The organism is Vibrio sp. 10N.261.51.A4 (assembly GCF_041471945.1).
Lineage (GTDB): Bacteria > Pseudomonadota > Gammaproteobacteria > Enterobacterales > Vibrionaceae > Vibrio > Vibrio crassostreae_C.
The window spans coordinates 23,642-48,949 of record NZ_JBFRPJ010000090.1 but is presented as its reverse complement, the minus strand read 5'-3'; the positions used below and the strand labels follow the sequence as shown (position 1 = coordinate 48,949).

The 25,308-nt window shown below is 44.8% G+C and carries 19 protein-coding genes; 9 read left to right on the top strand and 10 right to left on the bottom strand.

What is annotated here, in order from left to right; all coding sequences use genetic code 11:
- Positions 1-65: 65 nt before the first annotated feature.
- Entirely contained in the window at positions 66-1,004 is a 939-nt protein-coding gene (locus tag AB4384_RS19480) for an urea transporter (protein ID WP_372129987.1), read from the top strand.
- Between the two features lie 10 nt (positions 1,005-1,014).
- Here AB4384_RS19480 and AB4384_RS19475 read toward each other — a convergent pair whose 3' ends face one another.
- Positions 1,015-2,022: an AraC family transcriptional regulator gene (locus AB4384_RS19475; RefSeq protein ID WP_017061786.1), complete on the bottom strand. Its 1,008-nt coding sequence runs from the start codon at positions 2,020-2,022 to the stop codon at positions 1,015-1,017.
- Between the two features lie 133 nt (positions 2,023-2,155).
- Between AB4384_RS19475 and AB4384_RS19470 the strand changes: the two genes are divergently transcribed.
- The 6 genes from AB4384_RS19470 to AB4384_RS19445 all read left to right on the top strand — a co-directional run bounded on the left by AB4384_RS19470 (position 2,156) and on the right by AB4384_RS19445 (position 8,974).
- Positions 2,156-2,506, top strand: a complete 351-nt coding sequence (locus AB4384_RS19470) for an MFS transporter (RefSeq protein ID WP_017066493.1) — start codon at positions 2,156-2,158, stop codon at positions 2,504-2,506.
- Positions 2,500-3,723, top strand: coding sequence for an HlyD family secretion protein (locus tag AB4384_RS19465; RefSeq protein ID WP_372073541.1), 1,224 nt, complete (start codon positions 2,500-2,502; stop codon positions 3,721-3,723). The genes AB4384_RS19470 and AB4384_RS19465 overlap by 7 nt, the downstream gene beginning before the upstream one ends.
- 680 nt (positions 3,724-4,403) lie before the next feature.
- On the top strand, positions 4,404-5,642 hold the full coding sequence (codB, locus tag AB4384_RS19460) for a cytosine permease (RefSeq protein WP_032545811.1): 1,239 nt from the start codon (positions 4,404-4,406) through the stop codon (positions 5,640-5,642).
- Positions 5,643-5,651: 9 nt separating this feature from the next.
- The gene (locus tag AB4384_RS19455; RefSeq protein WP_372073539.1) at positions 5,652-6,929 is read left to right on the top strand and encodes a cytosine deaminase; all 1,278 of its coding nucleotides are present in this window, start codon (positions 5,652-5,654) and stop codon (positions 6,927-6,929) included.
- 358 nt (positions 6,930-7,287) lie between these two features.
- On the top strand, positions 7,288-7,500 hold the full coding sequence (locus AB4384_RS19450; protein WP_004740083.1) for a cold-shock protein: 213 nt from the start codon (positions 7,288-7,290) through the stop codon (positions 7,498-7,500).
- A 457-nt stretch (positions 7,501-7,957) separates the two neighbouring features.
- Positions 7,958-8,974, top strand: a complete 1,017-nt coding sequence (locus AB4384_RS19445; protein ID WP_102398619.1) for a GGDEF domain-containing protein — start codon at positions 7,958-7,960, stop codon at positions 8,972-8,974.
- 127 nt (positions 8,975-9,101) lie between these two features.
- Here AB4384_RS19445 and AB4384_RS19440 read toward each other — a convergent pair whose 3' ends face one another.
- Complete coding sequence (locus AB4384_RS19440; RefSeq protein ID WP_017060610.1) at positions 9,102-9,698, bottom strand: malate synthase; 597 nt, start codon at positions 9,696-9,698, stop codon at positions 9,102-9,104.
- Positions 9,699-9,867: 169 nt separating this feature from the next.
- On the opposite strand from AB4384_RS19440, the gene AB4384_RS19435 reads away from it, so the two are divergent.
- A complete protein-coding gene (locus tag AB4384_RS19435; RefSeq protein WP_081090203.1) occupies positions 9,868-11,397 on the top strand; it encodes a DUF3612 domain-containing protein in 1,530 nt (509 codons plus the stop codon).
- A 567-nt stretch (positions 11,398-11,964) separates the two neighbouring features.
- Here the strand turns inward: AB4384_RS19435 and AB4384_RS19430 are convergent.
- Positions 11,965-13,614, bottom strand: coding sequence for a DEAD/DEAH box helicase (locus tag AB4384_RS19430; protein WP_372129986.1), 1,650 nt, complete (start codon positions 13,612-13,614; stop codon positions 11,965-11,967).
- A gap of 163 nt (positions 13,615-13,777) precedes the next feature.
- Positions 13,778-15,133: a diguanylate cyclase gene (locus AB4384_RS19425; protein ID WP_372129985.1), complete on the bottom strand. Its 1,356-nt coding sequence runs from the start codon at positions 15,131-15,133 to the stop codon at positions 13,778-13,780.
- Positions 15,134-15,415: 282 nt separating this feature from the next.
- Between AB4384_RS19425 and AB4384_RS19420 the strand changes: the two genes are divergently transcribed.
- Positions 15,416-16,558, top strand: coding sequence for a DUF3541 domain-containing protein (locus AB4384_RS19420; protein WP_017060606.1), 1,143 nt, complete (start codon positions 15,416-15,418; stop codon positions 16,556-16,558).
- A gap of 143 nt (positions 16,559-16,701) precedes the next feature.
- On the opposite strand, the gene AB4384_RS19415 is transcribed toward AB4384_RS19420, so the two are convergent.
- The 6 genes from AB4384_RS19415 to AB4384_RS19390 all read right to left on the bottom strand — a co-directional run bounded on the left by AB4384_RS19415 (position 16,702) and on the right by AB4384_RS19390 (position 25,250).
- Positions 16,702-17,319 (bottom strand): class I SAM-dependent methyltransferase, encoded by a 618-nt coding sequence (locus AB4384_RS19415; protein WP_017064868.1) that lies wholly within the window; start codon positions 17,317-17,319, stop codon positions 16,702-16,704.
- Complete coding sequence (locus tag AB4384_RS19410; RefSeq protein WP_017070986.1) at positions 17,319-18,572, bottom strand: HAMP domain-containing sensor histidine kinase; 1,254 nt, start codon at positions 18,570-18,572, stop codon at positions 17,319-17,321. Before AB4384_RS19410 ends, AB4384_RS19415 begins: the two co-directional genes overlap by 1 nt.
- Positions 18,569-19,279, bottom strand: coding sequence for a response regulator transcription factor (locus AB4384_RS19405; RefSeq protein ID WP_017070987.1), 711 nt, complete (start codon positions 19,277-19,279; stop codon positions 18,569-18,571). The genes AB4384_RS19410 and AB4384_RS19405 overlap by 4 nt, the downstream gene beginning before the upstream one ends.
- 135 nt (positions 19,280-19,414) lie before the next feature.
- Complete coding sequence (locus AB4384_RS19400; protein WP_372129984.1) at positions 19,415-22,603, bottom strand: efflux RND transporter permease subunit; 3,189 nt, start codon at positions 22,601-22,603, stop codon at positions 19,415-19,417.
- A 2-nt stretch (positions 22,604-22,605) separates the two neighbouring features.
- Positions 22,606-23,835: an efflux RND transporter periplasmic adaptor subunit gene (locus AB4384_RS19395; protein WP_017060601.1), complete on the bottom strand. Its 1,230-nt coding sequence runs from the start codon at positions 23,833-23,835 to the stop codon at positions 22,606-22,608.
- Positions 23,832-25,250, bottom strand: a complete 1,419-nt coding sequence (locus AB4384_RS19390; RefSeq protein WP_017060600.1) for a TolC family protein — start codon at positions 25,248-25,250, stop codon at positions 23,832-23,834. The genes AB4384_RS19395 and AB4384_RS19390 overlap by 4 nt, the downstream gene beginning before the upstream one ends.
- Between the last annotated feature and the right edge of the window lie 58 nt (positions 25,251-25,308).

Genomic DNA, 25,308 nt, shown 5'->3' with positions numbered 1-25,308 from the left:
CTTGATAAAATTGTATACAATCTGAATTACAAAAATTTAACATGACTCAATAATGTAATCAGACGATGAAAACGAACAAGGATATTCTGCCGTTTCAAGGCTTGCTCAATGGCATTGGGCAAGTCTATTTCACACCGTCTATCATGACGTCGACTTTGCTGTTGCTTGCCATTTCTATTGAGTCACTGGCGCTGGCTTTTCTTACCTTACTTGGCGCCAGTTGCAGCTATGCATTAGCTTTCTATGGCTATATGTACACCAACACCAACACCAACACCAACACCAACAAGTCAGTTGACGACATTGATAGTGGAATGTACGCGCTAAATGGCGCTTTGATTGGTTTATTTATCGGTAACTTTTTTGGTGTGACACCATTATTGGCTTTAGTGACTGCGTTAGGTGCATTACTCACGGTGCCGATTGCCCACATCGTATTCAGTTTTGAGAAATATCGCGGTTACACTAGCGCCTTTATCCTCACCACTTGGCTGATTTATATTATCCAATCAACCTTTGAGCTGTCAGCGTTTTCTGCACCTGATTCCGCACTGATGCCACTCATCAGTATTGAGGCTAACTCGTGGTTCAACCTGCCGACAGTGGTGATCCCGTTGTTAAAAGGGATAAGCCAAGTCAGCTTCATCGAAAATGCGTTGTCGGGGCTCGTTATCTTAGTCGCCATCGCACTCAACAATATCAAGCATGCCATTTGGGTTATGCTCGCAGTAATAATTAGCACCGTATTTAGCGGGTTGATTGGCGCTTCTAACGAACTGGTAGCCCAAGGTCTTTACGGGTACAACGCCATTCTTGCCACTTTAGCACTTGTGCCCTATCCGCGAATCCGTTGGCCGTTAATCCTATTAGGCATTCTGTTAAGCTGTCTCATCACACTTGGTTTTCATGAACTGTCACTGTTACCACTCACCGCCCCTTTCATTTTGAGTACTTGGGGGATGGTTTACTTGTCCAGCCTGATCCATAAACGAACCATAAGATAGCTCTGAATAGTTACAGGCCAGTTTTTAGGCGCTCAACATATTGCTTGGGTGTCAAACCTCGATGTTTCTTAAACATCCGATTAAAGCTCGCGACATTGGTATAGCCGAGCCTCGTCGCGACTTTATCTATTGGCACTGAATACATCAACAACTCCACCGCCACATTACTTAACGCATAGCCCATAATGGTAGAAAAGTTGATGCCTAAGTTATGCAATCGACGTTGAAATTGCTGTTCAGATAACCCAAGCAAACTCGACACTTTATGCAGTGTTGGCAGGCCGAAATGGCGACTGTAATTGATCATCTCATAGGTCACCTTATGCTCATCCGCGGCATCAGGCATGTTGAGGTAATTATCTAAGTCATGAAAGTTCATTGCCAAGCTCATCTTGCCGCTAGAAGGGGCTTGATTGCTCGATAACCTCGACTGGCTTGGTATCCAGATTTCAGTTCGTGGCTGGCCCCACTGAATATTGCACCCAAAATACTCTTGATAGAGTTGAGTGTTCTCGCGATAACCTGCGATAGAGACGGCTGCGGGAGTAAAGTCGTCTCCCAAGTAACGCCTTAATATCTTCATCATAAAGATGGCAACTCGAATTGAGTCATGAACTTTACCCACCTCAGTATAAGCAGGATTGTCGTAGCACCATTTGATGAAATTACCGACTTGAGCGCCATATAGAAAAGCCCCGGACTGCAAACAGTGCAACCCGATGTTAACTCGGCGTATAGACGACGCCAGATCGTGCCCCGAGAAAAACCAGTTAGAGAGAGGACCTAGCCTTTCAATATCCACTCTATCAGCCAGCTTCAAGATAATATCGGAATCACCGGTTTGTTGTTCAAGTAAGCCATACCATTTGTCCACTTCACTTACGGGGATAAGGTTCATCGGGTTATTAAACACCGATTTAGGAATACCTAATTGCTCAGTATTCACAGCCTTATTAGTCGTTGCGTATTGGTAAATACCCAAAATACCCAATGCTCTTAAGAAGTTACAATTGTTCATTAGCCACCATACTTAGAAGTCACTATTACAGATCAAATCATAATGACATCATTATTAAAGTAATTGGTAAATTATCAACTTCTAAATCTGATATCAATAACACTCGGTGCTCAATTTAACCTAGGGTATATCAATGAGTTTAGTTAGTGTCCCATTTGTCGGAACCGGCGCAGATACCGCACTACACGTAGTTGCAGGCGTAGTGTTAGTCGCAACCATCGCTGCTGCATGTTACGGCTTCTGGCGTGTGCATGAATTACCAATCAACAAGGCTCACAGTAAAGAGCATCAACAACTCGGTTTGATCACCGCATTAACATGGATTGGTTTTGTATGGCACTGGGTATGGGTACTAGCAGTAATTTTGGCCTTCGTTGATATGGAAAAAGCCATCATCAATCTAAGAGACACATGGAAGTCACCGACCACAACCAAGGAGCAAACAACTTCCGACAAGCAAGATGAGGAGAGCCAAACATGTTAGAAGGCTTGGCAATTTGGGCACTGTTCATTTACTTACTCAGACTTGTTGGTATGCCTTGGAACAAAGGCACCAAGGCGTTTGCGTACCTAGGGGGTACATCTTGGTTGCTGTTTGTATGGGTTGGCCTACTCAATTTTACTCCGATGGATCTATCGGGAGGCTCAGTGGTTCAGTCTCCACATATTCAGCTGCGTCCCGATTCAACTAATGTGTCGGGAAAAACTTCCAAAGTCCACATCGACCCAAACCAGGATGTGACTGAAGGACAGCTAATTTACGAAATTGATGACACTAAATATGTCATCGCAAGAGACAAAGCCAGCGTTCAACTTGAATCTGCAGAGGTCGCTTTAGACACAGCTCGTCAAGAAGTGAGCATTGCAAAAGTCAGCTATCAATCGGCGCTTGAAGACATCAAAGCTTCAGTCGCACAAATAGATTCGGCTAAAACAGACTTAGTACTGCAGTCAAAGACCCTTGATCGTTACCAGAAGCAAAACAAAGTGGTAGAACATACGATCACTGAAACTGACATCGACCAACAAACAGCAAAGGTAGACTTAGCGACGTATAACGTTACGACATTGGAATCTCAGCTTAGCAAGAAAGAAGTCGATGCCGAGAATGCGAAGTTGAACATCCACAAAGCTGAAACCAATGTGAGCAAGAAGCAAACTGAGGTCGATTCAGCAAAGGCAACAATGGCACAAGCACAATGGGACTTGAACAGCACCAAAGTCACGGCACCGACTGACGGCTTTGTAACAAACTTTATTCTTCGTGAAGGTCAGCGTGTTTCAATGATGCCTCGTATCCAGATGTATACCGAAGAGAAGTACGTGCTGATGCGAGTTAACCACCAAGCGATTCGTAATATTAAGGTCGGTCAACCTGCGGAATTTGCGACAGCGGTATACCCAGGAAAAGTGTTCTCTGCAACCGTAGAAGGCATTGTAGAGGCCACTGGTGAAGCGCAAGCAAGTTTGCTGGGTATCGATGAGCAGGTTCGTGTTACCACAGGCAAAAACCTTCAGAACAAGCACCACTTTGTTCGTTTAAAAATTGATGAGGCAGAGGGTTACGATATTCCTGTTGGCTCTGTCGGATTAGCGTGGGTAAGCGGTGAGAAGCCTATCAGCTTTATGGCGTTCCTAGACGTAATACGCGGGATCATCATTAGAATGAAGTCTCAACTGTACTTCTTCTACTCCATCTAATACTTCCTATTGGTGAAACAATACCCAAGCCCGTGCGCTCTTAGATCGCACGGGCTTTTTGTTTATTTCACCATTCGTCGCCAGAAAGAACACAAACCCGAAAAACGAATAAACACTCTAAAGTTGCAAATCGCAATTGCATTTTGCAATTGGGCATTTCAAAAACGCAAATTAAACGCTCAAATACGCACCAGATTGCTATAAAACTGCCGTTTTACGTGGTTTTAAAAGTTGGCACACTAACTGCAATGTATAAATTGACCCTTCTTAAGCCGAGGGTCACCTAGCCAACTGACGTTGTTAGTGAACCTATTCTTGTTCACAAAATATATAGGCCAATTGCGATTATTGCGATTGGCTATTTTTTTGCCTGCAGTTTGGCCAACCGCCCTCTTTTTCGATACAGACACCCATTCAGACGTATAATAATAAGCATTCATAGCCAACCAAGAACAGCAGATAACCAACGCATTATAGAAAACGTTTTCTATTTGTTTTTTTTAAATAAAGACAGAAAATAACCCTATGTTTTACAAGATAATTACTGCAATAACTGGTTTTTATGGGCAATTATTGACAAAATTAGCATTGACTATGTGATTTATATCACCATAATGCGCAAGTTTGCCTGCAATACGGCGACCGTTAATTTTAATTTTGATCATTTGCGGAGGTAAAAAATGGCTGCTGATAATAACTACAGTCTAGGGCCGGTTCCTACATCGGCTAGGAAAGGAGTCGCTTCACTCACCATGGTAATGCTTGGACTCACTTTCTTCTCTGCAAGTATGTGGACAGGTGGTTCACTCGGGACAGGTCTTTCATTCAACGATTTCTTCCTCGCCGTTCTCATCGGTAACCTAATCCTCGGTATTTACACTTCTTTTCTTGGCTACATCGGCTCATCTACTGGCCTCTCTACCCACCTCCTTGCTCGTTTCTCTTTCGGTACTAAAGGCTCATGGCTTCCTTCTGCTTTACTTGGTGGTACACAAGTCGGTTGGTTTGGTGTGGGTGTTGCGATGTTTGCTATTCCAGTACAAAAAGCAACGGGCATTGATACCAACACCTTGATTATCGTATCTGGCTTATTGATGACGGGTACAGTGTACTTCGGCATTCAAGCGCTAATGGTGCTTTCAGCGATTGCAGTGCCTGCGATTGCGATTCTGGGTGGTTACTCAGTACTGACTGCGGTAGACAGTGTTGGTGGACTAGAGCAATTGCAACTTATTAAACCAGAGACGCCAATGGACTTTTCAATGGCTCTTGCAATGGTTGTAGGTTCGTTCGTAAGTGCGGGTACGTTAACGGCCGATTTCGTTCGCTTTGGTAAAAAGCCAGCAAGCGCAGTATTAATTACTATGGTTGCGTTCTTCATCGGTAACTCGCTGATGTTTATCTTCGGCGCAGCAGGAGCAGCAGCAACCGGTCAGGCTGATATTTCAGATGTGATGATCGCGCAAGGTCTGCTGCTTCCAGCCATCATCGTGCTTGGCTTGAATATCTGGACAACCAATGAAAATGCACTTTATGCATCCGGTTTGGGTTTATCTAACATCACTGGTCGCTCAAGTACTACAATGTCAATCATTAACGGCATTATCGGTACGATTTTCGCACTTTGGTTATACAACAACTTCGTTGGTTGGTTAACCTTCCTTTCGCTGGCGATTCCACCAATTGGTGGCGTAATCATCGCCGACTTCTTCGCGAACCGTAAACGTTACAAAGATTTTGCAAATGCAGAGTTCCAAACCGTTAACTGGGCTGGCATTATCGCGGTAGCAACAGGCGTAGCCGCTGGTCACTTCCTACCTGGCGTTGTTCCTTTGAACGCAGTGTTAGGTGGTGCAATCAGTTACCTCGTGCTTAATCCTCTATTGAACAAAAAAGCTCTGAAATCTCAGGCCGCTTAAGGACACACTATGACAACCTTATTAATCAAGAACGCGAAACTTCAAGACCAAGAAGGCTTGAAACAGATTCTGATTGAAAATGGTCAATTTTCTCGCATTCTCGATAATGGCGCGCAAATCAATCATCAAGGCGACATCCTTGATGCTGAAGGTGGCATTGCAGTTACTCCTTTCTGTGAACCGCACATCCACCTAGATACTACTCAAACTGCTGGTGAGCCTAACTGGAACATCTCTGGCACTTTGTTTGAAGGTATTGAGCGTTGGGCTGAGCGTAAAGAACTGCTATCAATCGAAGACGTAAAGTCTCGTGCCAAGCAAACACTGAAATGGCAGATAGCTAACGGTGTTCAACACGTTCGTACGCACGTTGATGTGTCAGACCCAACACTCGTTGCGTTAAGAGCGATGGTTGAAGTTCGTGAAGAGATGAAAGAGTGGGTCGACATCCAGATCGTTGCATTCCCTCAAGAAGGCATCCTTTCATACCCTAACGGCAAAGAGTTGCTTGAAGAAGCAGTGAAGATCGGCGCTGACGTTATCGGTGCTATCCCTCACTTCGAATTCACTCGTGAATACGGTGTTGAATCTCTGCATTACGTGTTCGAGCTTGCACGTAAGTACGACTGTCTGATCGACGTTCACTGTGATGAAATCGACGACGAACAGTCTCGCTTTGTGGAAACATTAGCAGCTCTTGCTCATAAGTTTGAAATGGGCGAGAAAGTAACCGCTAGCCACACGACTGCAATGGGCTCTTACAACGGTGCTTACGCATCTCGCCTATTCCGTCTATTGAAGATGTCTGGTATCAACTTCGTGGCAAACCCGTTAGTGAACATTCACTTACAGGGCCGTTTCGACGATTACCCGAAACGCCGCGGTGTAACGCGCGTTAAAGAGATGCTAGCAGCAAACATCAACGTTTGTTTTGGCCACGATGATGTGTTTGACCCATGGTACCCACTGGGCACAGCGAACATGCTTCAAGTTCTGCACATGGGACTGCATGTGACACAGGTTATGGGCTACGATCAAATCAACAACTCACTTGATTTGATCAGCAAGAACTCTGCTCGCACATTGAACATACAAGACAACTTCGGCATCGAAGAAGGTAAGCCAGGTAACTTACTGATTCTTCCTGCTGACAATGGCTTTGATGCAGTGCGCCGCCAAGTACCAGTGCAGTACTCAATACGACACGGTAAGGTGATTGCAGAGACTCAACCAGCGAAAACAAAAATAAATTTAGATCAAACTGAAGATATCAACTTTAAGCGTTAATATCGTCTATACTAATGATCAAAAGGAAGCTGAGATGCTTCCTTTTGTTGTGTTGGACGAAGCGACAAAACTATCACTAAATCAGTGTAAATCTTGTACATTCGCACGGTATGACAAAAAAAGCACAAATTTCTTAAGCAATGCGTGTACATCTCAAAAGACTGTGTTAACATGCTCTCGCTCTGTTAGCCGGAGTTATTTAAGTTAGATGAATAGTAAAAAATTGACATGTAAAATCGTTACCCGTTTTTGTAAGTAGTTTTTCCTTATTTCTTAGCAATATTAAATAATTCAATTATCAGCGCATTGCATTAAATGCAATCAACAACTTAGAAAATTTATGAATAAGGGACAAATTATGTCTAACACAAATACTGGCACTGTAAAATGGTTTAACGAAGAGAAAGGTTTCGGCTTCATTTCTCAAGACAACGGCGGCGCTGACGTATTCGTACACTTCCGTGCAATCGTTTCTGAAGGCTTCAAAACTCTGAAAGAAGGCCAAAAGGTTTCTTTCGAAGTTGAAAACGGTCAAAAAGGCCTACAAGCAGCAAACGTTGTTGCTCAATAATTAGCTCTTATAGCTAAAAAGAATTTTAAAGCGCTGATTTTTATCGGCGCTTTTTTATGCCTGCTCATAAACATTTCCCCTCTCGATACAGGCTTTCCCCCGTAAACTCTGAACAAATGCAAATCACCAGCCAAGCGTCCTCAACCTAGACTTTCTCAGTTAAAGCTCAACGATCAATTTACGTCACTTTTTGTATGCACTTCCCTAGACAACACTTAATTCTCAGCAATCTTTTGATACTAACTCACGCTACGCCGAAAGTTTGATAAGCCCAAATATGGTTAAAGAACAATCCATTAGATTACACTTATGAATACGCAATCGATATTCATAATAAAAATGAGTTATTTATCCAACCCTCATCCACTAATCATATAATTTTTAAAGCAAAGACCTTCGAAATCCGCTAACCTTGTTCGCAAGTGGCTTAGTTGTTTTGGTATCTGCAGTAAAAATAATGAACAAAGACGAATTTCAGAAATCCACCGCAAATCTAAAAAAAGCGGTGCCTCTTATGATGAAGAACAGGGTGTCAACGACACCTGCAAATTACGCACTTTGGTACACCTATGTCGATAACGCTATTCCCCAGCTGACTCAAGACATGGATGGTATTTTAGAACACTACGGTATTTGTCCTCCTGCCGTTGGTGAGCAGCTATACAACAATTATGTTGCCAGCAAATCCGAAACCAATATCAATGACCTTCGCGCTAATTTGGAACTGTTAGTTTCTGAAGTTTCCAATTCAATGAATGACACCCTGACCGACACCTCCGCTTTTTCTGACATGATCGATAAAAGCTTCGAGGACTTGGCTCGTGTTGATAATGAAAGCCTATCTATTGATGAAGTCATGTCCTTAGTTCGACAGCTGGTGTCTGAATCCCGTCATATTCGTCACTCTACTCAGTTTTTAAACTCTCAGCTAAACTCTGCAACCTCAGAGATCACCAAGCTAAAAACCCAGTTAGTAGAAGTTCAGAAAGATGCGCTTTTCGATAGTACAACCACACTCTATAACCGTCGCTCTTTCGACCGTGACATAGAAACCCTGTGTGAAGCACAACAATCTTTGTGTCTGATTCTTCTCGATATCGACCACTTTAAAAATTTCAACGACACCTATGGCCACTTGTTTGGCGATATGGTGCTTAAAGCGATCGCTCGCAAGCTGAAGTTAAGTTGCCGTGAAGGTATTTCTGCCTATCGATTTGGTGGTGAAGAGTTCGCGCTGATTGTGCCTAACAAGTCTTTGCGTATTGCTCGTCAACTCGCTGATACCAATCGTCGCTCTCTAGAAAAGCTGTCGATTAAAGATCGCCGCAGTGGTCAACAAGTCGGCAGTATCACTGCATCGTTTGGTGTCGCTGAACTTGAACCCGGCGAATCAGCTCAATCGCTGATTGAACGTGCTGATAAGCTACTTTATGAAGCGAAATCACTTGGCCGTAACCGAGTCATGCCTTTGTAAAACACACCAACAATGCTCTTATCGACATATTAGTCGGCTCGTATTGAGACTAGAAAGCCCCAAAGACATTATCTTCGGGGCTTTTTCTTTAGTTGTATAAATTACTTTAGCTAACTAGGATTCACCGTTAGATCTGGAAGCAATAATTCAAGCAGTAGTCTTCACCACTCTTTGCTCTGAACTCTTTATCTTCACTGCATGCCTTTGGTTTACCCTTTGCGTCACCTTGAATCAAACTGATCCAGTGGCGCATCGCTGCAATGGTCTCTTCACGCATTGTGGTTGTTGCTTCCATTGGTGATTGGCCAAACGTGGTGCATGATTCCAACTGAATATCATCAATTTCTACTAGCTCAATACAACCTGTCCCTTTGTGGCAACCAAACATCACCTCTAGGTGGCTGCCACTGCCATCTCGAAACAAGATAGAGTCTGGGTCGTTCTTCTCACCCATGTACGCTACAAACTGCTTAGGGTGCTTCAGACCGCTGTGCTGACCGTCTTTAAAGTAAGCCATAATATGGCGGTAATCGACTACGTAGCTGGTTACGTCTTGATGTGAGCCATTCTCTAGTGGGAATAGTCGATCAAGCAGCTGCTTTGCTTTCACTTGCTTTTCAGTTTGCTGATTAGCATTGATTGTCTCCACGGCAAAGACAGCTTCAGCGATAAATGGCTTTGATTGTTTTTGGATTTCTGTTTTATCGAATGTAAGCATATTCATAGTCTTTCCCTCTTGACCAGTCCGGTGATAACCACCGATTTCTACAGCAAAAATGTGTCCTAGAGCAATTATTCCAAACTAACGTTTAATTTATTTGTCATTTTGTGAATTGCTTAGTTTGTAGATTAGCGCTTTTTTACATACAATTTCACAACAAAAATTTTACAATGTGAATTTTACAAATATGGCCTTGTCAAAAAGTTTAGTTCGTCAGTCACATTTCCTAGGTACGAAAATACGTAACCTAAGAAAACGTAACCATTTAACGATGGAAGACCTGTCTGCGCGTTGTATTAGAATCGACCCAGAATGTGCTCCTTCCGTTTCTTACCTTTCAATGATTGAACGTGGAAAGCGGGTTCCGAGCATCGATATGCTGGAAGTGATTGCACAGGTCTTTCAGAAGAATCCGACGTGGTTCCTCGACGACGAATCTGAACAACAAGCCATTGCTCCTGATAAGGGGAATCGTGGTGGGATAAGTGGCATGGCGCTCGAGCCGAGCTTCCTATTCTCAAACGACATCCTGCAAATTGCGATTCCTGAGATGCTGTCACAAACGGGCATTTCAGGCCGCCAGTTTGCGCACCTCTTGATTCGAGCACACCAAGAGAGCAACCAGAACCACTTCCCTGACCTTGAGCGCGCTGCGGAAGAAGTAGGCTTAAAACGTCTTAACCTCAGCGTAGAAGACCTGATAGACATCGCTAGAAGCCTAGGAATCAACATCCGCTGGGTAACGCGAACGCCGCAAGACGTAGTCGATGAGCTCGGAATTAACGCTAAGCAGTTGGTGACATCCTTCTTTGAGCCTCCCGGTACTATCTTCTTAAACGAGATTCTTAAAGAGTATCCAACTCGTCTGAAATACGACCTTTCGGTTTATATCGGTCATTGCATTCTGCACAGCAAAGAAGGCCTAAAGAGTGTGTTGTCGGTCGGTAACAACAACACGTGGGACGACAACCAGGTATCAGGCTCTTCACAGCTCAACTCCCAAGATATTCTTCAAGCATGGCGAGACTTTGAATCCAGCTTCTTTGCTGGCGCACTTCTGTGCCCGAAAGTCCCGTTTAGGCAGCTACTTGACCGCACTGGTTACGAAATCGACGTTCACAAAAGAGCAGGGGTTTCCCCCTCTGTTGCGATGCGTCGAATGACTGTAGTATCGCCCTACCCTCACTGGCACTACTTTGATGCTTATGGGCCGGGGAAACTCAAGGCGGTATATCGCGGGAACGGGATTCCGCTACCTTGGGGAAATATGAGAACGGTCGCTGACCCATGTCAACATTGGGCTGTGTTCCGTCGATTATCTGAGCCCCGTGCGGGTAGCTCGGCTCAAATCTCCATTTTGAATGTCGGAGATGAGCCTAGAATCTACTGTTGTGAATCCATCAATATGACGGATCCTGCGGGTAACAATCGTGTGTTGTGTGCTGGTATAGATCTCAACCCTGCGATTGATGCTCAAGGCGGTAATTCAAGAGACATAGCAGAGCAGCTTAAAGCGTCATGCGTTAACAATGGTGGCTCTGTGGCAATTCCGCGTAACATCAAAAAAGATCTCACGACAATAGCCAAGATTCTAAATATAAATTGGATTGAACGTGGGATTGAGACAGAGGCGAGGCTTATCTGCTCCAGAGGTGGAGAATGCCCACGCCAACCAAGCTGTTACTCTAAGTGTGGTGAGTAAAAAAGTAATAACAAAAAATAGAACCTAAATTTCAGGCAAAAAAAAACCAATCACAATAAGGATGATTGGTCATATATTTTGTGTGAACAAAAAAGGTTCACTAACAACGTCAGTTGGCTAGGTGACCCTCGGCTTAAGAAGGGTCACCATTACTAATGCAGCATGCGTGCCAACTTTTAAAACACGTATTTACTACGCATCTGGACACGTATTGGCCGGATATCCTTGTTTGTTTTGCAAACTGGAATTGCAAATTGCAAAATCCAACAAAAACGCTAGTGATTATGTTATTATTAATGAATAATTAAAGATTCATTACCCTTCCCAAAAATGTCATATTTCCCTTAGATTCAATCACTTTAAACAGCAATAAACCTCCCCTAGCTTACTCAAGCTATACGGTTACTCAACATAAACAACACCCTAAACAACGCCCATAAAAAAACGCGAACATTGAGATTCAATATTCGCGCTTATTCGATTTCTATGACAGAAAGAACTTAACCCACGAGACGCCTTTTTATAAAGCGGCTCATGTTCGTTGCTCTTTCAATATCTCAGAAAAGATTACTTCTGAGGAGCTGGCTTAGAACGGCTTCGAGACGGTTTGTTTGTAGAAGGTTTGTTGCTTGTCGGCTTATTTGACGACTTGCTTGGGCCGTAGCTACCGCCGTAACCAGACTTCTTAGGTTTGCCTGCAGGTTTACCCGCGTTGTTTGGCTTACCAGTACCGTTAGATTTACCCGCACCGCTTGGTTTGCTCAGAGTGTTCTGAGCACCTGCGTTATTTGCAGCAGGTTTATTGCCCGCACTACCGCGTTTAAAGTTGCTGCCGTTGTTTCTTACTGATTTATCTTCAGTTGTCGCAGCTGAGTTGTTTTCAGCAGGTTTCTTACCAGATGTCGGCTTACGCTTTGGAGCCGAACCATTACCAGCTACATGACGCTTGTTCTTACCTGCTGGCTTGTGCCCGCGAGCGTTATCACCAGAGCGTTGACCATCAGCATGTTCACGTGGCTGTTTTGCTTTCTTCGGTTTCTTAGGCTTGATTGGACGTGAATCCAAGCGAGACTCAGGTAACTTATTTACTGGAGAGAAACCTTCCAGTTCACGACGCTCTAGCACTTGTTGAATCAGGCGTTCAATACCGAACAGCTCACACACTTCATCAGCACAAACCAATGAAATCGCTTTACCTACTTCACCTGCACGGCCAGTACGACCGATACGGTGTACATAGTCTTCTGATACATGAGGAAGATCGAAGTTAACTACTTGAGGCAGTTGCGGGATATCGATACCACGAGCGGCGATATCAGTTGCAACAAGTACTCGTACCTTACCTGTTTTGAAGTTCTCTAAGGCTTTAGTACGTGCACCTTGGCTCTTGTTACCATGGATAGGTGCAGCAGTGATGTCTTGCTCTTCAAGGAAGCGAGCAAGCTTGTTCGCACCGTGTTTCGTCTTGCTGAACACCAACACTTGTTGCCAATCGTTATCTTTGATTAGCTTCGCTAGCATTGCGCTCTTTTTCTTTTTGTCTACTGGGTAGATGCTTTGCTCAACCGTTTTTGCCGTTGAGTTTGCAGGGCTTACTGAAATCTCAACAGGATTGTTCACCAAGCCTTTCGCTAAGCTGCGGATATCATCAGAGAACGTCGCTGAGAACAGTAGGTTCTGACGCTTCTTAGGCAAGAAAGCTAAGATCTTACGAATATCGCGGATGAAACCCATGTCTAGCATGCGGTCCGCTTCATCTAGCACTAGGATTTCTAGTTGGTCAAAACGCACTGCATTTTGGTTGTATAGGTCAAGTAGACGACCAGGTGTTGCCACCAACACGTCACTACCTTTACGCAGTTTTTGCATCTGAGGGTTAATCTTCACACCACCAAACACTACCGTCGAAGTCAGCGGTAAGTTAATACCGTACTTCACTACGCTGCCATTCACTTGCGCAGCAAGCTCACGAGTTGGCGTTAGCACGAGCGCACGAACTTGGTTCTGACGTACGCGAGTACCTTTCGATAACATTTCAAGAATAGGTAGCGTGAAGCCTGCAGTTTTACCTGTACCTGTTTGAGCAGCGGCCATAACATCTTTGCCCGTTAGGACAGCTGGCACGGCTTTCTCTTGTATTGGTGATGGCTTATCGTAACCTTGTGCTTCAATAGCTTTAAGGATCGGTTCAGAAAGGCCAAGGGAGGTAAAACTCATAGATTATTTTCTCAGTTGAATAACATTTAGTATGAGCAACACGTTAAAAAGTGCGTTGCTTCAGCTTTTGCTCATCAAATACATTGATACGGAGCAAAGCGCGGTATTCTGAGGCTTTTCCCCCCATTCAGCAACTAAATTCTAATCGCAGCTAAAATTCAACCTAGATAACTTGTCGCTTCTGTTCGTACATTTTTTCATCAGCGGCTTTCAAGAGCGCATCGACATCATTGTAGTTACTATTGTGAATAACCCAACCCACACTGATTCTGAGATAAATAGAGTGCGCTTCGTACACAACTGGCGCCGAGCATATCGCCTTTCGTAGTTTAGTCACGATTGAAGATACGTGTTGATCATCGATAATGCGTGGCAACAAGACCAAGAACTCATCACCGCCTATCCTTGCAACGATATCTGAAACACGCAGCTCACTTCTTATGCGGTTAGCACACTCGATCAATACCTGATCGCCTGCCGCGTGACCATAAGTGTCGTTGATTGCTTTAAACCCATCGAGGTCGATATTTACAACAGCAAAGGTTCTCGCTCTCTGTTTTTGAGTGGTTTTGAAGGCCTGCTTGAGGCTATACATGAAGTATCGACGATTCGGTAACATCGTTAGCTCATCATGCATAGAGCGGCTATCTGCAATCCGGTACAGACGATAAATAGTAAAGAAGGCAAACGCCAACACTAATATAATGGAGTAGCCTACCAGCCTTACCGCTTGGATTCGATACCAAGGCTCATCCATCAATACATGTTCGTTACCGGAGAGAGCAAGGTACCAACCCCCGTATGGGAAACTCACCTGTTCAGTGGCGAACGCATTATCGAACACATCCTGAGTGCCATAAAAGACAGCGCCATCTTTCCCTGAACTGTTTGCACCACGAATTGCTAATTCATACTTGTTCTCTATCTTGCCGATTCCAACATCTTCAAACAGCTCATCTAAACCGATAACAGCACTGGAGACACCCCAGTAATCTTGATTGAAAGGCGGGTCTCGGAAGACCGGAGTGCGTGCAATGAGGGCTTGTCCACCTTGAAACAGCTCAAAAGGACCGGCAATAAAGGTGTTGCCAAGATTACGGGCTATCTCAACAGACTCCCATTGATTTGGGTGATCACGATAATTAATACCGAGAATCTGCTCATTACCTTCCATCGGGTAAACAAAGTTTAGAATGTCGTCTTTGGCGAGTCCGATAAGTCGAATATGGAAGCCATCTTGAATGATATTCTCAGCAATCTTATCCCAATTTTTCACCTCACCATCGGGGTTGATGGTCACTAAGGTCGGGAAATTATTGAGGATATACATATCTGACACGATCGCGGCTTCAATCCGAGAACGAATAATGGATAGTTGCTTTTTTGCCTCTGAATACGATTCGTTTTTAAGAAAAGTTAATTGCTTGGCATGAAAGAACTCAATTGCGCTTACTATCGCAAGGAAAAAAAGAAAAGATACTACTCTGGCAGACCACTGCTTGCTAGAACCACTTGGCATTTACGAACCTCTAACACTATTGTTCTATATACTGCCTTATAACGGCTCATTTCTGGCTTATTGCCCCAGTATGCCGCTAAGTCATTAAAAATCCATACTGACGTCGACTATCTATCAAATATTGAGTGATCCATCACTTCAAACTTCTTTACTAAACGAATGGTTTAATCAAAAAGGGTTAGTGAACCTTATAAAGCTTACATTGTATTGACTCACGCTTACATTGAAGGATTCATCAATGTTATTTTACATAGACTAATAATCAGCTTGGTACCTCACGACATGAAGTTAAAAACTATCACACTGTGTACATTGCTATCAGCCTCGGTTGCCGTTCACGCACAAGAAAACGTTCAAGCGCCAACCGCAGTGAACGTTCAATCCCAAGCAGATTCGCTCAATTCTCAAGAACAATCTTTCAAGCAATCTGCAGACCTAATTCGCACCACCTACGAAAGCCAGCTTTACACCCTGCCTGCATTCAAAGAAGGTCACTACGGGCTGCGCATGTATCGTCAAACATTAGACGATAAGTATTCAGCGGCGGTGTGGAGCGACATGGCTCGAGTGGCAAGCAAGCTCAGCACCCTGTCGAATGACGTTCAAACCATGGAACAAATCGTACTCTACTCAGAGAAGCGAGTTGCATCTTATATTGGTGATAACGATGAGCGCAGTATTCGACGCTACAACATCACCAAGCACATGCCTGAATACCTTTACCTTGGTGTTGACCTTCTAGGCTCTATGGCTCGTGCTAACGAATACGGTTTAGAACACAAGAACGATGCCAAGCTACGCGAAATCATTCGTCGCTATGACTTCTCACGATACGTGACCAATGAAGACATGGTGAAAGCGTGGGCCGCTCAATTAGCGAATCAGGTTTACTGGTTGCGCCAACTGGGTGAGCAGGATGTCGTTGATGAGTTTGTCGATACCTTCAAAAAAGCGTATCCAGACGATAAAGACAAAAAACTCTCAAGCCAGCAATTCGGCAATAAGATCTATGGTATGACACACGTCATCTTCGGCGACTCAGAATATTACCAACATCAAGTAAGCGAACAAGACCATCAATGGATCTACGATTACTTTAGAGAAAACATCGATACGATTCTGCTGCGTGCGAAAGAAGATGTCATTGCTGAGGTTGGATTAACCTTCTTGTTGGCAGGTTTAGAAGATGACCCAGTTCTAGAGAAAACTCGACTCGCGATTCAAGCTTCAATCGATGAGAAACAAGGCATGATCCCTTCTATCACTGGTGATTTTGATCTTGAGTACGGTGAACACCGCAACGTGTTAGCAATCATGCTACTCGATTGGCAGCAAGTGAATGAAGCGCCGACTTATGAAGGCAACCCTAAGGTGTTTACTAACATCCCTTACGGACTCATTAAAAACCAACCACCGAAGAACTAGCAACATACCTAGCCTAGGTTCATCATAGAACCCAAAAAGCCTCATACCTTCAAGGCTGCGGCTTTTTGCTGTTTACTACGTCAGTACTCGTATCAAAAGTTGTTAATATCAAAACCTGCGTAAAGATAAAAACAAAGACGACATCAAGCTCCTGACACGGCTTTGTTCATCACTATCGTAAAATCCCCTTCTGCGTAGCCCTCCGTTAAAGAGACATCATCGCAGAGCGTTTTACAGAAACGATAGACACCTTGAGGGTGATAACTCATCAAGGTATTACGCGAAGGATACTGGCTTGAGTTGAGAAGATTAAAAATCACCGTCTGATTCGCCAGTTCATACATGCGAGTAATCATGTTTGTCAGATAATCAGAATCACGAGAGATGTAGTTCAGTGAACCACTAGCGATGACAATGTCGTGCGCCTCAAGGTTCATTTTGCTCATATCACCCGCCAAAAACTGACAACGATCTTCTGTGTAGTTTTGCTTCGCCTTCTTAAGAAAGCCTGCGTGTTGGTCAACGCCGGTATAAGATTGAATACGATAGATGCTGTCGAGCAGTTCAAACAGCTCGCCATAGCCGCAACCCAAATCTAAAACACTCTTCTTTTCGAAGTCCGCCGCACGAGCGATTACTTCAAAGCGACACAATTGACTCTCTTCGCTAGTCCAACCTAAAGCTTTAGCCTTGTCGCCATTCGAGCGGTTAGTTTGTTTCCGATGATAGCGATACACCTTCCAACGATCGAGCCAGTGCATTACGAGAAATCCACCCACACTTCACGACCACCAGCCAGCTCTTGGTTATGGTATTGCCATTGATATTGCGCGAGCAGCTTTTCGGTGAGCTCTAACCCTAGACCAAAGCCCAAATGATTGTCTTCTATCGTGCCGTCAGTGTTGTGATTAACAATGGTGACTTTCGAGCCTACCTGAACGATGCCCACGGTACCGCTTCCTGTGTGTTGGAAAGCATTGCGAATCAAATTGGTCAGCACTATGCGAGTGAGTCCGACTGGCAACTGACATTGTGTGTCGTCGCGTTCAAGATTCACAGCCACGGCTTTGCCATTCAATAGATAGCTTAAATCGTGGTTTATTTGTTGCAGCAGTTCACCGAGATGTATGTTTTCTAGAGGCAGATCTTTGTCTTGTTGTCGGGTAAGCCACAACAAGGTTTCTGTCAGATCTGTCATGGTGAAACCCGCGCGCTTGATTCGATCAATGACTTCAAGCTGCTTTTCTGGGCTCTTTCCCTTTTGAATCAACTTCTCTAGCAATTCACTATTTGTTCTTGTGACCGCAATAGGAGTACGTAATTCGTGGCTCGCGTAACCCAAAAATTTCTGCTCTCGTTCTAAGCTGTTTTGAACCGAACTCAAACTATCACGAATGATGTTAGCCAAGGTGTTCAGTTCACTGAAGTGAAAATCAGGTGTCGGTTCACTGAGGTTATCTTTATCTAGCGATTTGGCCCAGTTCTTTAGCTGCTCAACAGGCGATGCCACCTTACGTAACACCAAAACCAAGATAACGAAAAACAGTACGATCGCACCCAGTGCGGTCAAAAGAATCGTGATAAAGTGCGGAAGCCCTTCATCATTAATGAAAGGGTCATGTTTTTGAGCAAACACCGCAGAAACATAACGAACCTCATTACCTTTCATCACCTTCATGGCGAAATAGCCTTTCTCGGGAGGTGAGAATATAGATTTGCCAATGATTATTTTGGTCATGCGGTTGAATTGCAGTTCGTTCTGGTTAAGGTTGTTCTGAATACTTTGTGGCAAGTCGCTCCATTGGGTCGCCACCGTAAATTCTTGATTGGTCATAGGCTTACCCGGCTTTACCGCATCTTGTTGCGCTTGGGCAATCATAGAGCCACGCATAGCGATATCCATCCCCGAGACAAAGTAGTTTACGCTCAAGGCAGAAAGAACCAGAATCGTGGTCACGCCTGTGACTAAAATAGCCAATAAAACGTAGATCCTTAAGCTTGGTCTGATCTTCATGCTTGTCGTAACTCCTTAATCGCAAAACCTTTACCCGCAATGGTATGCAGCAGCTTATTGTCTTGTTCAGCATCGACTTGTTTACGCAGATTGAAGATATGCACTTTTAAGCTATTACTGTCTGGTTGATCGTCGCCCCACACGCCCTGCATAATGGTCTCACGAGAAACAGGATTAGGGCTAGAACGCATCAAGATTTCCAGTATTTTGAGTGCGGTAGGCGAAAGCTTTAAAGGGGAATTATCGCGATAGGCTTGATGCTGTTTTAGGTCAATTTCCAAATCGCTTACCGACAAGCGGCGAACCTGACCACTGCGTCGCTTCGCCAACACTTGCACTCGAACAATCAACTCTTCCATTGCAAAAGGTTTCACCAGGTAATCATCGGCCCCTTTTGAAAAGCCTGTCAGCTTATCATCAAGCGTATCACGTGCAGTCAGCATCAAAACGGGTGTATCAATACCCTGCGTTCTGAGATTCTCACACACCTGCAAGCCGTTCATTTTAGGTAAGTTGAGATCGAGAATTACCGCGTCATATCGGTTTGTTTCGATGAGGTTGAGTCCAGCTAAACCATTCGCTGCATGATCGCACTGGATATCTTCTAAATCGAGGTAATCAATAACAGCAGTGGCTAAATCAAGGTCGTCTTCAACCAAAAGCAATTGAAGCTTATCTGTGAGTTTATTGGTGACGGATTCTGCCATCGTGACGACCTCTATTGTTAGTTGTAGTGTAGCTTTGTAGTGATCTTTAATATCTTGTTCGGTAATGAACCTAGACCGAAGTTGCTGAGCCTCGCTCGGCATTTATCAGCCTAGATATCATTAGCTTAGCTATTGTTAGGCCGTTTGTTCAACGCCTTTGACTCGATTTGTGACTTTAAGAATCAGAGACTTAATCTCACACTGAATCATTAACAATGCTGGCGTTAGAATCAGTGTAATAAACGTCGCAAACAAAATACCGTAGCCTAGCGCCGCTGCCGCAGGGATCAGGAACTGAGCCTGTAAAGACGTTTCACTTAATAGTGGCGTCAAACCTGCAAACGTCGTGACCGATGTAAGTAATACCGCTCTTAGTCGACCAGAACACGCTTCAACAATCGCATCGTGAACCGACTTACCTTTCTCTTTGATTAGCTCGTTGAAACGAGAAACCAACAACAAGCTGTCGTTCACCACCACACCGCTCAACGCAAGGATACCGTTTAACGATAGGATACTGATTGTTAAGTCATTCCACCAGTGCCCTAAGATTGCCCCAACAATGCCAAATGGAATCGCTGTCATGATGATCACAGGTTGAATGTAAGACTTCAGCGGGATAGCAAGCAGCGTATAAATCGCTATCATGGCAAGTATGAACATACTCATCATTGAACTAGCCGTCTCTTCTTGTTCTTCCGTTTCGCCAGCAAAGTCGACCGTTAATCCCGGGTATTGCGCTTCTAAATCGGGTACTAATGTGTCTTGCAACTGATGAACAAGCTCAGCAGGTGCAACCACGTCTTTATCTAATACTGCACTGATGTACACCGCTCGTTGGCTATCAATACGTGTGATCTCTGATACTTGGTAATCAGAATATACTTCAGCAACGGTGCTCAAAGGCACCACGGTACCGTCGTTGGTTCTCACGCTCGATTGCTTGATATCCGCAATGGTTTGGCGATCCGATTCTGGGTAGCGCACTCGAACTTTTACCTCATCCTTACCACGTTGGAACTGCTGAACAATATCACCACCAAACGCTTGCAATACTTGCTGTGAAAGACTTGCAGTATCAAAGCCTAACGCACGGCCTTGCTGTGTTAATTCAAAACGATACTGAGGCTCACCAAGATCCAAGTTATGGTCAATACCACTCACACCTTCAATCGCTTGCAGCTTGGTTAAGAACTCATTACCCGCCGCAGTCACTGATTCTTCGTTCCACGCTTTCAATTCTACTTTGAAGTTGTCGACCATCTCCATTTTAGACAAGACTTTGAGCTTCTTAACCCCTTCCATCTGGCCCACAGTCTCTTGCCAAGCATCAGCAAACTCATTCGATGTGTAGACACTGTCGCTGTCCAATTCAATTTTAACTTGACCAGAGTCATCAGCATCCGCGATAACTTGAAGACTCAGCAGTTCAGATGCTTCATCTTGAGCACCGTATTGCGCTCTCAGAGTTTCATCCGTTTGGGTTGCCGCCGCTTCAAGCACCAACAAGTTTTGTTGTGTTTGACCAAAGCTCGCATCGTTTTGCATCGACATATCGGCAGTTACCGTATCGCCCGGCATATCAGGGAAGAACGCTACACGAACCGCCCCCGTCATTGGTAACCCAGCAACTAAAATAAGCAATGACAAGAAAACCATCACTACCGCATAACGCAGTTTCAACGCCCATTCAATTACGGGGCAGTAGATACGCTTATTAAACCAACCTAGCCCAGTATCGGCAGCATGTTGAACGCGAGCCCACAGCCCCTTCTTCTCACTACGCTTAGTATTAATATGAGCAAGGTGCGATGGCAGAATGAACTTAGACTCAACTAAAGACAGCAACAAACAGATAATCACGACCGTGCCGAATTGAGCGTAAATTTGCCCCATTTTACCGTCAACATTCGCTAACGCTAAGAAGGCAACAACTGTCGTTAACACACCAAATATAGTTGGTGATGCCACCTTCATGGTGCCTCGTATAGTACTGCCTATCGAATCGCCTTCTTCTTTGCGCGTGGAATAGATACTTTCCCCAACCACCACCGCATCATCGACTACTATCCCGAGCGCCATAATGAAACCAAAGGTGGTCATTTCATTGATGGTTAACCCCATGAAGGTATCTGTCATGAAGAACATGGTGCCAAAAAAGACAAACGGTAAGCCAGCTGCTACCCAGAAAGCGACACGCACGTTTAAGAATACCGCTAACACCATGAACACCAATGCAATACCGGTGAGCGCGTTCTTCATCAATAGGCTTAAGCGGTCTTTGATCATGGTACTTTTGTCGTACCAAGTTTCGATTTCGACATCGCTCGGCAGCATGTTGCTGTTTTCCCAGCGTTCTACCACTTTCTCTGCTTGTTCAACAATGCTGACGACGTCTCCGTATTCATCCATCACGATCTGAATTGCCATCGCATTCTGTTGGTTATAACGAGAAAGCATGAAGGTATCATCAGCAAACATGTCTTCAACGTTGGCAATGTCACCCAAGGTAATTTGCGTACCATCAGTCGTCGTCATCACCGGAATCGCGTTGAAATCTTGGATCTCATACGCCTGTTCAGAAACCTTCAAACGAACCGTTTTTTCGCCATTACGAAGGCTCGTCGAGATAGCCGCAGAAGATTCCGCATTGATCGCTTCAGAAACGTCAGTCAGTGTTAAGCCGTATGCCTGTAGCTTGTTCTCATCAACCTCAACTGAGATCATAGGGTCAGCCTTAGCCTTGATTTCCAAATCACGAATTGATGACTGGCTCAATAGATCTGATTTCAATTGCTCGGCTAAGCTTTGAAGCGTTGCTCGGTCTGCGTCACCATAGATCTGCACCCATAAGGCATGATCTTGCATGCGAGCTTTATCAATCACAGGATTATCAGCGCCAGAAGGCAGGTTATTGATCGCATCAACCTTAGTTTTAACGTCAGTTAACAGGGTATCAAGATCATAGGTGCTCGTTTTTTCAATCGAAACATGGCTACCATTCGCATCAGAAGTTGACGTAATACGCTTAATGCCCGGTACGGTTTCTAACGCATCTTCAATCTTAATCGCTAGGCCTTCTTCCGCCTGAATAGGGTCACCACTGTCATAGGTCACAGACACTGTCACCACATCGGGTTCAAGGCTTGGAAATGCTTCTTTACGCAATGAGTTCAGTGATAACAGGCCTATGATGATCACGCCCACTAACAACAAATTCGCTGCTACAGAGTTATTCGCGAACCATGCGATTGCGCCAGTGTGTGGTTTAGTTGGCTTCTGGTTACTGTCCGCTTGGTTATTCGGTTTCAACTCATGAGACATGACTACCCCTCCGCCTTAGCCAGAACGACCATGCCCGCTTTAAAGCTACTTAACGGACGCTTAACCACTTGAACACCGTCACCAATTTCCAAGTTCAATTTGGTAGGATCGATGTAAATAAAACCACCCTTTTCAAATTCAACATTCGCGTTTGATTTAGAAAGCAGACCGTTGTCATCCACAAACCACAGGTCACCTTGTTGCGAAAGTGCAGAAGCCGGAAGCTCCCACAATTGAGTTAGTTGCTTACCCGAGATCGTCGCTTGCACGAACGTGCCTGGATAAAGATCTTTCTCTTGCTCCAAAGGGTTATCGACTTTCACGATCAATGAGCGCTGACGCGTATCTTGTTGTAAGTGCTGCTCAACACGCTCGACATAACCTTGCCATTGGAATTGACCGTCAGAACTCGATAGAGTCACTGGCCACGGCTGCTCTTTCAGTTGGGTGTTATCGCTGTTGGGTAGGCTCAACCATTGGCTTTCAGAAAGGGGGACAGAAACTTCAACCTCATCAACGCTGTATAACGTGGCTATCTGAGCGCCCGTTTGTGCGTAGCTTCCCGGTTGAACATCACGGCTCACGACCAACGAATCAAAAGGGGCAACCAAGGTTGTTTTTTCGAGGTCTTGCTCAGCCTTCACCAATTCAAGCTTGGCGTTCTCCAAGGCTGCTGTTACTTGTGCCAGTTGTGGTTCGCGTAATACTAAAGGTGAATCCGGCTCGCCAGACAAACCAGAGCGTTGCCATTCAGACTTAGCTTGTTCGCCTTGTCTCTGCTCTTCCAACAAATCCAGTTGAGCTTGAGCCACATTTGCCTTCGCTTGGGTTACCGCTTGTTGGTAACTGGTCGAATCGATATTAGCGATCACTTCACCTTGGCCAATCACTTGCCCAGTTTCAAACTGCGAGCTGATCGTTTCTACTCGGCCACCAACTTCCGTCGAAAACATCAATTCGTAACGCGACTTCGCTTCCCCGTAACCCACCACTTCTGCTTGGTAGTCACCGAGAGTGGCAAGTACCACAGACACTTGCTGTTGTTGTGAAGCAGGTAAGGTCGTCGTATCAATAGACTTGGTTTGAATAGGCGTAGCTTGAGGTTCTGAAACCGTTAGTTCATTCGTCTTTTGAGGAGCAGGAGCCACTTGTGAATCGTTGTAAGCAAGGGCAGCAAAAATGCTTGAACCAGCCACTAAGGTGATTGCAATTGTGATGGTGTTCAGTTTCATGAAGATACTCCCAAGCCCAGAGCTAGGCCTAAATCAATTCGGTTTACGAGACGGTTATAAATGGTTTGTGTTAACTGCGCTTCAAGGTCATAGGTTTGCTGCTGAACAGTAAGTAGATCAAAAATGTCGACCAAACCCTGACGGTATTTCTCTTCATAGCTAGTGAAGCTGCGTTGTGCGCTTACCAAGGCGTTCGTTAGGTGTTGCTGTTGAAGCGTTAATGAGGACTCTTGCCCCATTGCATTTTCCACTTCATTCACCGCATTGAGCAGTGTCTCTTGGTAAGCCCAGTAGCTGGTTTCTGTGGTTAGGTCAGCAATTTCTGCCTGTGCTTTTAGCTTGCCACCTTGAAACAGTGGTGCTGACACTTGGCCAAGCGCACTCCACAAAGGTCCGGTAAGCAGCGCTTCGCTCGGAGAATCCGCCATATCGGTTAGGCTGGCAGATAAGCTGATCGACGGCAGCATCGCTTTGTACGCCGCGTCAGCACGCAATGTTTCTGCTTCGATATTGAAGAAAGCCGCTTGAAGATCGGGGCGACCTGCTAGATCTTGTGTCGGCATATTGTCTAGTGGATTAATGATGGTTGGAAACGAACCTAGCTCAGCAAGGGATAGCTCATCAGATTCACCACTCCACTGACCCGTTAATAAAACCAATTCACGTCGGCTTTGTGCAAGCTGCTCACGGTAATCAGCTAAGGTTGCTTGAGTCGATGCGCTGCTCGTTTTTGCATTATCTAGATCTTCAAGGCTACCTAGCCCTGCGCGATAACGTTCTAAAACAAGTTCTTCATTGTTTTCTAGAATCACCAAACGTTGCGATTCGATATCGACAAGCTGTTGCTTCAAACTGATATCAAGCCAACCTCTCATCACACTCGCGACCAAAAGATCTTGAGCGCCCTGAAGGTTAGCCTGAGACGTCGCAATGTCTTTCAAAGCGGCGTTGTTTGTGTCTGCAAGCTTCTGCCATAGATCGAGCTCCCAACCAACCGTGACATCAGTGGTGTAGGTTTCAGTCGTGCTTGAGCCGTCAGTGCCTTCGTCAGCTTGACCAGAAAAGCTCGCATCGACAGTTGGTAAGCGATCACCTGAAGTTACACCTTGCAGCGCATAAGCTATTTTGAGTGCTGTAATGCTTTGTTGGATGCTTGGGCTGTTCTGCAGAGCGCGCTCGATATAGAGGTCGAGCTCCGGTGCATTCACTAAATCGGTAAGTTGTACGTTCTCTGCGTCTAGATCTTGTTGAGTAGAAGCCTGTTGAATCAGCTCTGCGAGTAAGCTTTGTTGTGTCTGATTAGTGCTTTGCTCAGCGAGTGAAACATAGTCGGCCTGACTGGTTGTCGTGCAACCCATCAATCCGATTAGAGCAAGTGAAATAAGGGAATGTTTTAAAGGAAGATTCAATTTCATCTTCTTGTCTCCTGTAAGAATGGAGACAAGATAACGAGCTGGGGGTTAAGAGAGGGTT